Annotated in this window: 14 protein-coding genes; all 14 read right to left on the bottom strand. The window is 51.5% G+C overall.

The annotated features are described in order from the left end of the window. Positions 1-59 precede the first annotated feature (59 nt). Positions 60-779 (bottom strand): hypothetical protein, encoded by a 720-nt coding sequence (locus IJG50_00970; GenBank protein MBQ3378418.1) that lies wholly within the window; start codon positions 777-779, stop codon positions 60-62. 375 nt (positions 780-1,154) lie between these two features. Next, complete coding sequence (locus IJG50_00965) at positions 1,155-2,192, bottom strand: N-acetylmuramoyl-L-alanine amidase (protein ID MBQ3378417.1); 1,038 nt, start codon at positions 2,190-2,192, stop codon at positions 1,155-1,157. 125 nt (positions 2,193-2,317) lie between these two features. Then, the gene (gene guaB, locus IJG50_00960; GenBank protein MBQ3378416.1) at positions 2,318-3,778 is read right to left on the bottom strand and encodes an IMP dehydrogenase; all 1,461 of its coding nucleotides are present in this window, start codon (positions 3,776-3,778) and stop codon (positions 2,318-2,320) included. Positions 3,779-3,959: 181 nt separating this feature from the next. Beyond that, positions 3,960-4,745 carry an enoyl-CoA hydratase/isomerase family protein gene (locus IJG50_00955; GenBank protein MBQ3378415.1) on the bottom strand — a complete coding sequence of 262 codons (786 nt, stop codon included), beginning with the start codon at positions 4,743-4,745 and terminating at the stop codon, positions 3,960-3,962. 30 nt (positions 4,746-4,775) lie between these two features. Continuing rightward, positions 4,776-5,387 (bottom strand): hypothetical protein, encoded by a 612-nt coding sequence (locus IJG50_00950; GenBank protein MBQ3378414.1) that lies wholly within the window; start codon positions 5,385-5,387, stop codon positions 4,776-4,778. A 15-nt stretch (positions 5,388-5,402) separates the two neighbouring features. Continuing rightward, complete coding sequence (locus IJG50_00945) at positions 5,403-6,194, bottom strand: enoyl-CoA hydratase/isomerase family protein (GenBank protein ID MBQ3378413.1); 792 nt, start codon at positions 6,192-6,194, stop codon at positions 5,403-5,405. Between the two features lie 159 nt (positions 6,195-6,353). Continuing rightward, positions 6,354-7,589, bottom strand: coding sequence for an adenosylhomocysteinase (locus IJG50_00940; GenBank protein MBQ3378412.1), 1,236 nt, complete (start codon positions 7,587-7,589; stop codon positions 6,354-6,356). Further along, entirely contained in the window at positions 7,590-8,405 is an 816-nt protein-coding gene (locus tag IJG50_00935; protein MBQ3378411.1) for a purine-nucleoside phosphorylase, read from the bottom strand. Between the two features lie 18 nt (positions 8,406-8,423). After that, a complete protein-coding gene (locus tag IJG50_00930) occupies positions 8,424-9,212 on the bottom strand; it encodes a prolyl oligopeptidase family serine peptidase (GenBank protein MBQ3378410.1) in 789 nt (262 codons plus the stop codon). Positions 9,213-9,226: 14 nt separating this feature from the next. Continuing rightward, positions 9,227-10,027: an esterase family protein gene (locus IJG50_00925; GenBank protein MBQ3378409.1), complete on the bottom strand. Its 801-nt coding sequence runs from the start codon at positions 10,025-10,027 to the stop codon at positions 9,227-9,229. A gap of 212 nt (positions 10,028-10,239) precedes the next feature. Further along, the gene (locus IJG50_00920; GenBank protein MBQ3378408.1) at positions 10,240-10,608 is read right to left on the bottom strand and encodes a cupin domain-containing protein; all 369 of its coding nucleotides are present in this window, start codon (positions 10,606-10,608) and stop codon (positions 10,240-10,242) included. Between the two features lie 29 nt (positions 10,609-10,637). Continuing rightward, positions 10,638-11,450, bottom strand: a complete 813-nt coding sequence (locus IJG50_00915) for an SDR family oxidoreductase (protein ID MBQ3378407.1) — start codon at positions 11,448-11,450, stop codon at positions 10,638-10,640. 70 nt (positions 11,451-11,520) lie between these two features. Then, positions 11,521-12,591 carry an alcohol dehydrogenase catalytic domain-containing protein gene (locus IJG50_00910; protein ID MBQ3378406.1) on the bottom strand — a complete coding sequence of 357 codons (1,071 nt, stop codon included), beginning with the start codon at positions 12,589-12,591 and terminating at the stop codon, positions 11,521-11,523. A 63-nt stretch (positions 12,592-12,654) separates the two neighbouring features. Continuing rightward, complete coding sequence (locus IJG50_00905) at positions 12,655-13,716, bottom strand: alcohol dehydrogenase catalytic domain-containing protein (protein MBQ3378405.1); 1,062 nt, start codon at positions 13,714-13,716, stop codon at positions 12,655-12,657. Positions 13,717-13,770 lie beyond the last annotated feature (54 nt).

The raw sequence follows: 13,770 nt of genomic DNA, 5'->3' as shown, positions 1-13,770 counted from the left end.
TCGTCGAAAAATATTGTTTGAACGAAAAATACCGCGCGGCTGCGCGGTATTTTTTTGTCTTATTTTTGAAAGTACGAACCTATACTGAATCCCGTAGGCAGAGGTATCGTAAGCATATATATCGTGCCTATAACAAGCATTACTATCGCTATCCAGAACACGATAACACGGTTCGGCAGGCGCTTGAATACTCCGACGATGCCCAAAAGGAAGAGCACCACAGAATAAATGACGCTGACAAGTCCGAACTTGTCGCCGTTCGTATTGTCTTTCTGCCCCTGCTCAAGCAGAGCCTGAGACTCCGCCAGCAGGGCGTTCGCGTCCTCGTAATAGCTTTCAAAAAATCCTTCCATTTCAAACGGAGAAACGTCCTCCTCCTGATCCGACGCCCAGATTATGGCGTCGAGCATCTGAGACGAGCAGTTGTCATTCATCAGCTTCTCCATTTTCGCTTCAATAAGCTCGGCCTCGGCCGCATTGCCGTTAAGCTCGGCTATCTCCTGCTCGGTCGCGTAGTCCATGATGCTGTTCCACGTTATCATATCCTGAATGAGCGACTGGTTCGCCGCGTTGTATTCGGCGTTGCCCTCAGCGGCAAGATTATTGCTCATCGTATAATTGGTCGCCTGATTGCCTCCGTGAAGGCCCCCTATCCACGTTGACCACGCCATAAGCAGAGCCGTAACGCCCAGAAAAATGGCCACGACTATTTCAAGTCTTTCTTCCGTCATGCGTCTCTTCTTTTGGGCAGAGACAGGTGTGTTGTTCGTGTTCTCCATAACTGATTCCTCCGTTCTCCATAATTAATAATTCCAATTTATCTTTAAAGCCGCGTTTGATCAAAAAGGCGGTCGTTCGTCTTTTTTTTACGGTCGGTCGCATCGTTATCAAAAAATCTTAACCCCCTGCTCGAGAAGGTCGCCCGCAACGACTGCCGCGTCAATTTCTTTTTGTGCATCCTTTGTGGAATTGCCGGCGTACGCTGCAAGAGCACATACTAAAGTAAGAGCCATAGCTATGCAAGAAAATGCTTTTTAACATTTTCTTACTCATTTCTTTTCCCCTTTTCATTTTCTGTGTGATCCGATATATGCCCGTAAAAAGTATACTGCTGTATTTTTATTTTTTCAAGATAAGCGTAAAAAGCTCATCTTTTATTCCGCCGTCTCGCTTTCTCCTGCGAGCGGATAGCCGTCGCCCGTTTCCTCATCGGCTCCGCCCACATCGGAGGGCTGGATCTCGGCGGGGCTTTTAACATCGTCCGATGCGTCCTCATAAGGGGCATCCTCGTTGGTCCCGCCGCTTGTCTCCTCTATTTCTTCTTCACTGTTCGAATGCTCGCTTTCGGGCCTGTCCAAAAAGCGCATTACCGCCTTGTAAATAGCTAAGGCCTCGGCCTTTCGCTTATCTTTAGTGTCCACGAGCTTTACGTCTGTCGGATTATCTATAAAGGCAAATTCCGTGATGACGGCGGGAATGCCAACGCTTGCCGCCGCCCTGAGCACGCCGTAATAATCGCCTCGCGAACCGCTTCTGTAAATGTTTCCGAGATACGTCTGACCTATGTTTTCAAATTCTTCTCTCAAAAAGCCCGCAAGCCTCGTAGAGCGTCCGCCATACTTATCGTCGATCTGGCACAGCACGTACGCGCCGGAGCGCGAAGCGTCGTCAGAGGCGTTATGATGTACGCTTATGTAAAGATCGGGGCGGCGTGTGATTATCATATCCATTCTTTCCGTTACCGAGAGAGTCATATCGTCCGTGCGCGTCATGCCTACGATGAATCCCTCGTCGCGAAGCAGCTGTGCAAGCCTCGTCGCCACGCTTAGATTTATATCCTTCTCATATAAACCGGCGCTTTTGTTCATCGCGCCGGGATCGTTTCCCCCGTGGCCGGGATCTATCATTATGAATATCGAACCGGAGTTTATGGGCTTGTCCGATACCGTCACCTTCTGAAGCGCCTCGTCCCATGCTATGTAAAAGCCCAGAGCCTCGACTATGTCGCGAAGCTTGAAGTAATTGTATCCGTTTATGTTATAAGCCTGAAGATCGGCCTTCTTTCCCATGACCTCCACGTTATGCTTCGACGGCGTGACTATAAGCTCGTCCTCCGCCGCCGCAGTAACGCCGGCAAGTATCAAGACCGCGATCACAAGCGCGGCAATGATCCTTCGTGATCTGCGTCTCATATATCGCCCCCCTTTTTTGCGGTACGGATATTCAATTTACATAATACCACGTTATATGAGATCAGTCCACAAAAATTTACAAAAAACGCACAGGCAAAAAATACCTGTGCGTCTACCGTGCGTTTTTAAAGCTGTACGGAATAGTTCGGCGCTTCCTTCGTGATATATATGTCGTGCGGATGGCTCTCCTTGAGGCCTGCGTTCGTTATGCGTATGAACTGCGCGTTGTTCTGCAGATAATCAAGATTCGGCGCGCCGCAATAGCCCATACCGGAGCGAAGTCCGCCGATGAGCTGATATATCGAATCAGACACGCTGCCCTTATACGGCACACGGCCTTCTACGCCCTCGGGCACGAGCTTTTTCGAGCCTGTCTGGAAATAGCGGTCCTTCGAGCCCTTCGCCATAGCGGCAAGCGAGCCCATACCGCGGTAAACCTTGAAGCGGCGTCCCTGATATATTTCTTCCTCGCCGGGGCTCTCCTCGCAGCCTGCGAGCAGCGATCCTATCATAACGACGTTCGCGCCCGCCGCGATGCCCTTGACGATGTCGCCCGAATACTTTATGCCGCCGTCCGCTATAACGGGAACGCCGTACTTAGCAGCGACCTCCCAAACGTCGGCTATCGCCGTTATCTGCGGTACGCCTATGCCCGATACGACGCGCGTCGTGCAGATGGAGCCGGGGCCTATGCCGACCTTTACCGCGTCGGCTCCCGATTCGATAAGCGCCTGTGCCGCAGCAGCCGTTGCTATGTTGCCCGCGATAACGGGCGTATTGGGGAACGTCTCCTTGACCTTTCTGAGAGTCGCCATGATATTGCTCGAATGTCCGTGAGCGGAGTCCAAAACGAGCACGTCTACGTTTGCGCCCACGAGCGCCCCGGCGCGCTCAAGCACGTCGTCAGTCACGCCTATCGCCGCGCCGACGAGCAGTCTGCTCTTCGAGTCGCGCGCGGAATTGGGGTATCTTATGGCCTTTTCAATATCTTTTATCGTGATAAGTCCCTTTAAATATCCCTCGTCGTCAACTATAGGCAGCTTTTCTATCTTGTATTGTCTCAGTATTTCCTGCGCCTGTTCTAAAGTCGTGCCGACCTTGCCCGTGACGAGATTGTCCTTCGTCATGGATTCCGATATTTTCTTTGAAAAATCAGACTCAAATCTTAAATCGCGGTTCGTTATGATACCTACGAGCTTTCCGCCCTCGCATATCGGCACGCCCGATATCTTATATTTTCCCATTAGCTCGTCCGCGTCCTGTATCGTATGATTGGGCGAAAGGAAGAACGGATTTGTGATAACGCCGTTTTCGCTTCGTTTTACTTTATCTATCTCGACAGCCTGCTCCTCTATGCTCATGTTCTTATGAATGACGCCGATACCGCCTTCTCTCGCAATGGCTATCGCCATTTTTGACTCCGTTACGGTATCCATGGCCGCGCTCATAAGAGGAATATTGAGCTTTATATTCTTTGTAAGCTTTGTGGATACGTCCACCTTATCGGGAGTAACGTCAGATGCGCCCGGCACGAGCAGCACATCGTCAAACGTAAGTCCCACCTTTTGAAATCTGTCGGAATTCATAACGACCGCTCCTTCCTTGTTTTTATTTAAGTATATTAAGTTTTAGTATACACGAACATGCCGCTTCTTTCAATATTAAAAGTCTGAAAAAAGATAGAAAAAACGCGGCTATGCGCCGCAAAAACAGTATGTTTTACATAATTTGCGGGCGGCTATGATACCCCATAACCGCCCGCGATCATCATTTATTGAATTCAGGCTTACGTTTTTCAACGAAGGCGGAAACGCCCTCCTTGAAGTTGTCTGTCTCCATGCAGTAAAGGAAGCCCTTTCTTTCCGCTGCCATGGACTCCCAAAAGTCCTTCATTGTCATCTCGTTGACCATTTCCTTAATAAACCTTACGGAGTCGACGGGCTTATTCTTAAGCTTCTTTGCAAGCTTCACAGCCTCATCAAGAAGCTCCTCGCGCGGCACGATCTTGTTTATAAGGCCGTATTCAAGCGCAGTCTCGGCGTCTATCGGCTCTCCGAGCATAGCAAGCTCGGTGGCGCGCTTATAGCCCAGCGCTCTGACTAACCAGAACATACCGCCCGTGTCGGGCACAAGTCCTACGTTTACAAAAGCCATGATATACTTCGACTCGGGTGAAGCTACGGTAAAGTCCGCTGCGAACGCAAGGCTTGCTCCGGCGCCCGCAGCCGCGCCGTGTACGGCGGCTATAACGGGCTTATCCATAGTCCTCATGCATTCTGCAAGCTTCTCAACGTTTACCAGATCCTCGTCGGTCGCGTCGAAGCCGCCCTTCGTCTTAATGTCCTTGTACATTGCGCCCAGGTCTCCGCCTGCGCAGAAGCCCTTGCCCTCGGCAGCAAGTATTACCGCCTTCACCTCGGGGTCCTTGGCTGCCTCGCTCATTACTGATATAAGCTCTTCGCGCAATTCCCTGTCAAGTGCGTTCATATTCTTAGGGCTGTTCATTTTAATTATGCATATGCCGTCGCGTAATTCCTTTATTACAAGGCTCATTTCGTTATCTCCTTTTTTCTTTAATGCGTTTTACTGTGCCGCAGCCAGCGCTACCGTCTCTGTGCGCTCGTTTGTATCGTTCAATATGGTAATATTTACAGAAGCGCGATCGTCTGAGAATGCCAAATCATAGATCACCTCTCCCTCGCCAAGTTCAAGCGAAGCAATGAGAGTGCCGTCATACAGGCAGACCTCGTTCCATGATGCATAAACTCCTGTCGAAACATCGTCGTCATACCATATAAAGTTTGTGCCGTATATTATATCCCCAAACTCGCGGGTATCGCTGTCAAATACTGCGTATGCGCTCATGTTTGGATTTATATGTCCCTCTACAACGATATTTTTGCCCGCAGGCACTGCCTTCATTACGGCATTTGTGGGCGGCGCTATTTCGCTCATATCGTAATCGACGCCGTCGTACGTAAAAATCGTGCCGTCATATCCGTAATCGGCAAGCTCGGGGACCTTGGCCGTCTGCTCGGCCGTACCGGACACGGACTTTTTTACGTCTTCTGAGATCTTTGTCTCCTGCGCCGCCGCTTCGTTACCTTCCTGCACGTCGCTTTTTTTATCCGAGCTGCACGCCGAAAAAGCAAACAACAGCGCCAGAGTCAAAACAAACGCAAATATTCTTTTCATTTTAAGCCGCGCCTCTTATTTGTTGAACTCGGGCTTTCTCTTCTCCATGAAAGCGGAAACGCCTTCCTTGAAGTTATCTGTCTCGATGCATGCGAGCATATTCTTTTCTTCGAGAGCGAGGGCGCTCTTTACGTCCTTCATGATTATCTCGTTTACCATTTCCTTAATGAATCTTACGGAGTCGATAGGCTTGTTCTTTAACTTCTTCGCAAGCTTCATAGCCTCGTCCCAAAGCTCCTCCTGAGGAACTATCTTATTGATAAGGCCCATCTTCAGCGCTTCTTCAGCCGTAAACGGAGCGCCCAGCATAGCAAGCTCGGTCGCGCGCTTGTATCCCAGCGCCTTTACCATCCAAAACATGCCGCCCGTATCGGGAACGAGGCCAACGTTTATGAACGCCATTATATACTTTGCCTCGGGCGTGGAAATAGTAAAGTCGGAAACGAACGCAAGGCTTGCGCCTGCGCCCGCAGCCGCGCCGTGTACCACAGTGATAACGGGCTTCGGCACTTCTCTCATATAGCATGCAAGCTCTGCCAGGCGGTTCATGTTGGGCTTCGACTCGGAAGGATCGAATTTGCCGCCGCTTTTTATCTTTTCATACATATTGGCAAGGTTGCCGCCTCCGCAGAAGCCCTTGCCCTCGCCCGCAAGGATTATTACCTTTACGTTATCGTCGGCTCCCGCTTCGGTGACCGCATCGTAAACGGCCTGCGTCATATTAAGGTCAAGACCGTTCATCGTCTTCGGGTTGTTCATCCTTATTATAGCAACGCCGTCTTTTACTTCTTTTAATACCAAACTCATTTTTGTCTGCTCCTTTCTTGTATATGAATCCCTGTTTTTGAAAATTCAAATCCATGCGGTTAAATTATACATGAAAAGAGCGTGCTTTTCAAGACAAATCCACAAAAATGCCGAAAAGCCGCGCTCTCTTTTTCAACTTCTGAATCAATATGCCGCGTATTATCCGTAAAGATATCTTTCCTGCTCGGGCGTGAGGCTGTCTATCGAAACGCCGCCCGACGAAAGCTTCACCCGCGCAACGTATTCGTCGATCTCGTCGGGTACCTTATACACCTCGGGCTTTAGGCTTTCTTCGTTGTCGAGAATATATTTAAGCGTCATCGCCTGCACCGAAAAGCTCATGTCCATTATCTCGGCGGGATGGCCGTCGCCCGCCGCCAGATTCACTAGCCGTCCTTCGGCCAGAAGATAGAGCGTACGCCCGTCGGAGCGCTTAAAGCCCTCGATATTGCGGCGCGCCTCGTAAGAGGATACGCTCGTCTCTTTTAAAGCTTTAACGTCGATCTCCACATCAAAGTGTCCGGCATTGCACATTACCGCGCCGTCCTTCATAGTATCGAAATGCTTTTCTGTTATAACATCGCAGCATCCTGTAAGCGTTATGAACAGATCTCCCTTTTTCGCCGCATCGTCCATCGTCATTACCTCAAAGCCGTCCATAACGGCCTCTATGGCCTTTATCGGGTCTATCTCCGTTATGACTACGCGCGCTCCCATACCCTTAGCGCGCATAGCCGCGCCTCTGCCGCACCATCCGTATCCCGCGATAACTACGCATTTCCCGGCGACTATAAGATTAGTCGTGCGGTTTATGCCGTCGAAAACGGACTGTCCCGTGCCGTAGCGGTTGTCGAAAAGATGCTTCATCATTGCGTCGTTCGCAAGCATCATCGGTATTTCAAGCTCGCCGCGCTTCGAGCGCGCGATAAGGCGCGCAACGCCCGTAGTCGTCTCCTCCGAACCGCCCAAGATCCCGTCCATAAGATCCCGGCGCTTTGTATGGAGCATATGCACAAGGTCGCCGCCGTCGTCGATGAAAAGATTGGGGCGCGTCTTTAAGCCCTCCTCGAGGCACTTATAATAAAGCTCGTCGTCAGCGCCGTAAACGGCGAACGTCTCGACGCCGCTCTCAGCGAGAGCGGCCGCAACGTCGTCCTGCGTTGAAAGCGGATTGCAGGCCGCCACGGCCACATTTGCGCCGCCGCTTTTTAACACAAGCGCAAGATACGCAGTCTTTGCCTCAACGTGTACCGAAACGAGCACATTTTTGCCCGCAAACGGCTTAGTTCTCAAAAATTCGCGCTCTATCTCATTTAAAACGGGCATATGGCGCTTTGCCCAGTCTATTTTTACGTGTCCCGACGGCGCAAGGCCGATATCTTTAATAATACTCATTTATATCTCCTTTATTACCTCGCCCAAAAGCGCGGTCAGATCTTTTTCCACAAGCTTTGCGGCCTCCATGACCTCCGCATGAGAAAGCGGCTGATCTAAAAGCCCCGCAGCCAGGTTTGATATGCACGAAAACGCCAGAAGCTCGAGCGAGCAGTGCGCCGCCGTTATGGCCTCCGCAACGGTAGACATGCCAACCGCGTCCGCGCCCAAGATCCCGAGCGCGCGTATCTCGGCCGGCGTTTCAAAGCTCGGCCCCGGCATAAAGGCGTACACGCCCTCTTTTAAGTCTATGCCGAGACGCGCCGCCGTACCCTTGGCAAGCCACCTTAAATGTTTTGAATAAACATATGACATATCGTTGAATCTCGGCCCGAACTCTCCGATGTTCGGACCTCTTAAGGGGCTTTCGTCGAAGAATTTTATGTGGTCTGTTATCATCATTATCGTGCCGGCCTTAAACGCGCGGTTTATTCCACCGGCGGCGTTGGTAAGTATCAGCGCGCGCGCGCCGAGAAGCTTAAAGAGCCGCACGGCGTAGGCCGACTGCTCAAAGCTGTTGCCCTCGTAATAGTGGAAGCGTCCGCTCTGAATGAGCACACGCTTTTTATGAAGCGTTCCGCATACGAATTCGCCCGCGTGGCCCATAACGGTGGAACGCGGCAGATTAGGCACGTCTTCAAATCGTATCTTTACGGGATCTTCAAGCATTTCGGCTATTTTCCCCAGTCCCGAGCCTAGCACCAGCGCAATATCTATATCGCCCGTTATGCTTCTTATGCAGTCCGCGCTCTTTTTATAATCCTCAAACGTAAACATATCTTCTCCCCTTTTTCGTCATCTCTGTATGGGCAGCCACTTTAATATCTTCTGTATATGCTCGTCCCAATATTCCCACTTGTGCGCGCCCTCGCCCTCGACGTATATCATGTCGAGCCTGCCCTCGAATATATCGCGGAAGTGCCGGTTCACGGGCAGAAGATAATCCTGTTCGCCGCAGCAGACGTAGAATTTAGGAAGCTTAGTCCCTTCTTTCAGGCGTTTTTCCAGCATATATACGTTGTCCATATCGCTTTCGCGCATCTCCTCAAGCGTTCCGAACGTGAGATTTCTGTGCATTTTCGCCTTCTCTGTCTGAAGCTTTGAGTGCTCTATTACGTATATCATATCGACCGAGCCGGAAAGGCTTGCCGCCGCCGCGAATCGTTCGGGGAAGTTTGCCGCCAGCTTTATCGCGCCGTAGCCGCCCATAGACACGCCCGCGACGAACGTGTCCTCGCGCTTGTCGGATATATTGAAAAAGCGCTTCACCGTTACGGGCAGCTCCTTCGTGAAGAAGTCGTAGAACGGATAGCCTATCTTTTGATTTGTGTACCAGCCGCGCTGCGTCGCAGGCATCACGATAACGAGTCCCGTGCGCTGCGCGTATCGTTCGAGCGCGCAGAACCTCGTCCAGTCGGTATGATTCTGCGACGTGCCGTGAAGAAGATACAACACCGGATACGGCGGCTCGTATTTCTTCGGCGGCAGCGCGCTGTAGCCGTTTATCTGCTCGGGCAGTATTACGTTCATATAATACTGCTGACGCAAAAATTCAGAAAAAAAGCTTACCTCTGCAAGTGCCATATATGCTTTACCCCCTATTTGTTTTTATCGCCGTTTATATCGAGCCATTTGAACACGTCCGCTATATTGCTTTGCCAAAAGCCCCACGTATGGCCGCCGTCGCGTTCGCTGTACTCGATACCGAGCGCCTTTCCGTAAGTTTCATAATACCGGCGGTTTATGGCGGCAAAGCCGTCGTCGCGCCCTACCGTGATAAAAATGCGCGGCGCTCTCTTCCCCGATCCGACGAGGCGGCGTGAAAGCTCGTATATATCGTCCTTTGAGCCCATGAGGTTTTCTGCCCCTCCGAACGAGGCGTCCAAAATCCGCGCCGTCGATTCGCGCGAAAAGGGATTCTTCGTCATCGAATACGATATATCTGGCGAACCCGACATATTGACGCACGCGGCGTATTTTTCGGGATAAGTAAGGGCGAGCTTGAGCGCGCCGTAGCCGCCCATCGAGATACCGGCCGCGTAAGTGTCCTCTCGCGCCGTAGATACGTGGAAAAACTCCGACACTATCCCCGGCAGCTCCTGTGAAAGGAACGTGATATACGGCGAACCGTGGAGCTGATCGGCATAAAAGCTCTGATGCGCGTCGGGCATTACTATCACTACGCCGTACGTTTGGGCGTAAAGCTCAAGCTTCTGAAAGCGGCGCATAACGCTGTGGTCGCCGCCGCGCCCGTGAAGAAAATATAAGACGGGATACGGCGCTTTAACGCCCTTCTTTACAGGCACTCCGTAATCGTTGTCTCTCTGCGGCAATATGACGCCCATCGACGACTGCATATCGAGCGTTTTTGAAAAATACGATACTTCCAATACTGCCATATACTCACCGACCTTTTTGTATTTATATAGAGTATACCACATTTCGCCGCGCCGGGGCAATATAAAAAAACAGCGCAACAGCTATTATACCGCTACGCTTAAAAAAGTCTGACTTTTTGGGGATCACCTCATCTGCCGCTCTTTTTGTGCGCCGCTGACGCTTTCGCGCCATGCAGAACGAAGCCGAGGCAGCTGCCTCGGCTTCATAGTCGTTATTTTATTTCCTTCGGCGGATCGGCAAGATTTATATCCAGGGATACCGCCGGCTCTTTGAACGGATTTCTCATGGCGTGTCTTTCTCCGGCACGCACTATCATAACGTCGCCCGGGCCGACGAGCGATTCCTCGCCATTGTCGTTATATATAATGTATCCGGACAAAAGCACCGCTATTTCCATATCGATCTCATGGAGATGGAGCGGGATATCAAATCCGGGAAGGAGCACAGTGCGCGCAAACTGTCTTACCGCGCCGCCCGTGTCGGCCGCAGTGGCCAATACGTGCTGTATTCCCGCCTTGTCCTCAGACGGATATGGATAAATATTCATCCCGAAAGGACTGTCCTTATACCGCCTTATCATATTTTATATCCCCTTTCCCGTACGCCGCGTTACATGCTTGCGCCGCCGTCAACGGAGAGCGTCTGAGCTGTTATGTTCTGCGCGTCGTCAGATGCAAGGAATATAACGGCGTTCGCAATGTCGCGCTCGGTCTGCGGACGCTGCATCGGAATGCGCTTCTTTATCTCCGCATCGAATATCTCATCGTCGGTCTTGTCTCCGTAGATATCGGGGAACAGCTTTCTGAATACGTTTACGAGCGTCTTCCACATTACCGTGTAAACGATACCGGGGCAAACTGCGTTTACGGTCACGCCGTGGGGCGCGAAATCTATCGCGTAAGTCTTGGTAAGGCTGATAACTGCCGCCTTCTGTGCAGAGTATGCCGGAAGCTCGGGCTGAGGCGTGCGGCCGGCCATGGACGAAATGTTTACTATGCGGCCGTAGCCCTTGTTTATCATTATGTCGTGAACGGCTTTGATGCAGAGGAACGTGCTCTTCGTATTGAGCTGATACGTTGCGTCGAAAGCCGCTTCCGTTACGGCGTGGAAGTTGGGGTATGCGAGACCGCCGCCGCCGCCCGCATTGTTTACGAGCACGTCGATGGTGCCCCACTTTTCAACGGTCGCAGCTACAGCCGCGTTTACAGACTCCGCATTCGTTACGTCTACCTTTACGAAGAATGCATCGCCGCCCGCAGCCTTAACGGCCTCGACCGACTTTGCGCCGCGCTCTTCGTTCTGGCTTGCAACGGCAACCTTGGCGCCGTTCTCGCCGAACGCCTTGCATATCTCGCTGCCAAGGCCGCCTGCGCCGCCCGTTACGAATACTACTTTATCTTTTAAGCTTGCATATTTTCCCATTTTAATTGCCTCCCTTGTTTGTTTAAGTTTCAAAGGCCTTCTTAAAAAGGCGGCCTTTTATTACTGTCATTTATTTCGTCTTACCGTCGCCTATGCGGATCATTATCTTAAGCTGTTCGTTCGTAGGATCGTGAAGCTCCTCAAACGCCGCCTGAACAGCGTCGACCTCAAAGGGGATCTCCTTAGTAATAAGCTCCTCAAGCTTGATCTTGCCCTCGGAAGCCGCCTTCATAACGGTGTCAAATCCGTTAAACGGAGCCGACATAATGCCGACCATCGTGATCTGGCGCAAAAGCACGACTACAGTCATGATCGGAACGGGATTCCAGTTAACGCCGACAAGCGATATCTTGCTGCCCTTCTTCATGAGACTGATTCCGAAATTCAGCGCCGCGGCAGAACCGGAGCACTCAAGGAACTTCGTAAATCCGCCGCCCTTTGTGTAGCCGCCGTCTATTTTCTCGTTTATCTTGTCTGCAACGCCTTCCTCGGTGGGATCGAAAACGTCGTCTACGACGCCCAGATCGAGCGCTCTTTTGGCGCGCGCGTGATTAACTTCGGTCATGGCAACGTAGGAAGCGCCGAAGTACTTCGCAAACTGAGCCGACATAACGCCTATTATACCGCCGCCGGCAATCAAAACCTTGTCGCCTTTTTCAACGTTTACGGACTGGCACGCTCTTAAGCCGATATTTGCGGGTTCGATCAAAGCCGCAGCCCTAAGCGTCATATTGTCGGGCAGCTTCTTTACATACGCCGACTTGCCGAGCTGCATATAATCGGCCATAGCGCCGGGCACCTCTTTAAAGAACGTGCCGGGCGAATAGTAATCCTGCGGGCAAAGGTCGTCGCGTCCCATTTTGCACCATTCGCATTCGCCGCAGGGCGTTATGGGCGAGCAGGTGACTCTGTCGCCGACTTTGAGCGTCGTGCTGTCGCCGGGATCTACCACGATGCCGGAATACTCGTGGCCCATAACGAGGCCCTTCGTTCTGTCAGCTATCTCCCAGCTGTGAACATCGGAGCCGCAGATGCCGCAGTATTCAACTTTTACTATCGGTCTCTTTCCATCCTTTACGGGATCAGGGAAGATTTTATCCTCATAAAGCTTTAAATTACCTTCCTGAACTATCGCTTTCACGTCGTTTCTCCTCTCTTAAACGTTCGTTTTTCTTTTTGTTCATACGCCTTACGGATCTTTGTATTATTCGCCGTCGCCTACTTTGACCATTATCTTTAACTGATCGTTCTTCGGGTCATGGAGCTCCTCGTAAGCCGCCTGTATCTCTCCTAAGTCGAAGTTTATCTGCTTCGTTCTGTAGCGCGCAAGGTCAAACCTGCCCTCGGATACGGCCTTTAAGATGTAGTCGAAGTTATCGGTCGGAGAGCCCATAATGCCTACCAAAGTGAGCTGATGAAGAAGCGCAACTATCGTCATGAGCGGAACGGGCTTCCAGTTTACGCCTACGAGCGATACCTTGCCGGCCTTCTTCGTAAGGTTCATGCCGAAGTTTATAGCGGCAGCCGCGCCGGTGCAGTCGATGAACTTAGTAAAGCCGCCGCCCGCTCTGTATCCACCGTCTATCTTCGGATTTATCTTCTCCTCAACGCCTTCCTCGGTGGGATCGAAAACGTCGTCTACCACGCCCATCTCAAGAGCTTTCTTCGCGCGCGCGGGGTTTAGCTCGGTCATTGCAACGTAATCCGCGCCGAGAGTCTTCGCCCAGTTCGCGGCCATCGAGCCGATGATGCCGCCGCCAGCAACGAGCACCTTGTCGCCTTTTCCCACGTCTATTGCCTGGCAGGCTCTCAGTCCTATGCCGGACGGCTCTACCATAGCCGCAACGTAAAGCGGTACGTTGTCGGGTACCTTCTTTATGTATTCGCTCTTTAACGGCTGGAAATACTCCGCCATTGCGCCGGGCTTGTCAACGAAAAACGTGCCCGGAGCGTATAGGTTGTGGCCGCACATGAACGATCTGCCCGATTTGCACCATTCGCACTCGCCGCACGGAGTTATCGGAACACAGGTAACTTTGTCGCCCACCTTAAGGTCCGCTCTGTCGCCGGGGTCAACTATTTTGCCGGAGAACTCATGGCCCAAAACGAGGCCTACGGGGTCGCACTTTTCCCAGCTGTGGATGTCCGAGCCGCAGATGCCGCAGTATTCAACCTTCATTATCGGTCTCTTTCCGTCCTTTACGGGATCCGGGAAATTCTCGTTCATACCGAGCTTGTATTTATCCGCCTGAAAAATCGCTTTCATAAACATTCCTCCTTATCTATGATTAAATGTTTTGAATTTTAAAATAAAGCAAAG

The organism is Clostridia bacterium (assembly GCA_017405765.1).
Classification (GTDB): Bacteria; Bacillota; Clostridia; order Oscillospirales; family RGIG577; genus RGIG577.
The sequence above is the reverse complement of the archived record's forward strand: the minus strand, read 5'-3'. Positions and strand labels throughout refer to the sequence as shown.

Coding starts and splice junctions, on each gene's coding strand:
- IJG50_00970 (MBQ3378418.1), bottom strand. CDS start 779: ATGGAGAACACGAACAACACACCTGTCTCTGCCCAAAAGAAGAGACGC.
- IJG50_00965 (MBQ3378417.1), bottom strand. CDS start 2,192: ATGAGACGCAGATCACGAAGGATCATTGCCGCGCTTGTGATCGCGGTC.
- guaB (MBQ3378416.1), bottom strand. CDS start 3,778: ATGAATTCCGACAGATTTCAAAAGGTGGGACTTACGTTTGACGATGTG.
- IJG50_00955 (MBQ3378415.1), bottom strand. CDS start 4,745: ATGAGCCTTGTAATAAAGGAATTACGCGACGGCATATGCATAATTAAA.
- IJG50_00950 (MBQ3378414.1), bottom strand. CDS start 5,387: ATGAAAAGAATATTTGCGTTTGTTTTGACTCTGGCGCTGTTGTTTGCT.
- IJG50_00945 (MBQ3378413.1), bottom strand. CDS start 6,194: ATGAGTTTGGTATTAAAAGAAGTAAAAGACGGCGTTGCTATAATAAGG.
- IJG50_00940 (MBQ3378412.1), bottom strand. CDS start 7,589: ATGAGTATTATTAAAGATATCGGCCTTGCGCCGTCGGGACACGTAAAA.
- IJG50_00935 (MBQ3378411.1), bottom strand. CDS start 8,405: ATGTTTACGTTTGAGGATTATAAAAAGAGCGCGGACTGCATAAGAAGC.
- IJG50_00930 (MBQ3378410.1), bottom strand. CDS start 9,212: ATGGCACTTGCAGAGGTAAGCTTTTTTTCTGAATTTTTGCGTCAGCAG.
- IJG50_00925 (MBQ3378409.1), bottom strand. CDS start 10,027: ATGGCAGTATTGGAAGTATCGTATTTTTCAAAAACGCTCGATATGCAG.
- IJG50_00920 (MBQ3378408.1), bottom strand. CDS start 10,608: ATGATAAGGCGGTATAAGGACAGTCCTTTCGGGATGAATATTTATCCA.
- IJG50_00915 (MBQ3378407.1), bottom strand. CDS start 11,450: ATGGGAAAATATGCAAGCTTAAAAGATAAAGTAGTATTCGTAACGGGC.
- IJG50_00905 (MBQ3378405.1), bottom strand. CDS start 13,716: ATGAAAGCGATTTTTCAGGCGGATAAATACAAGCTCGGTATGAACGAG.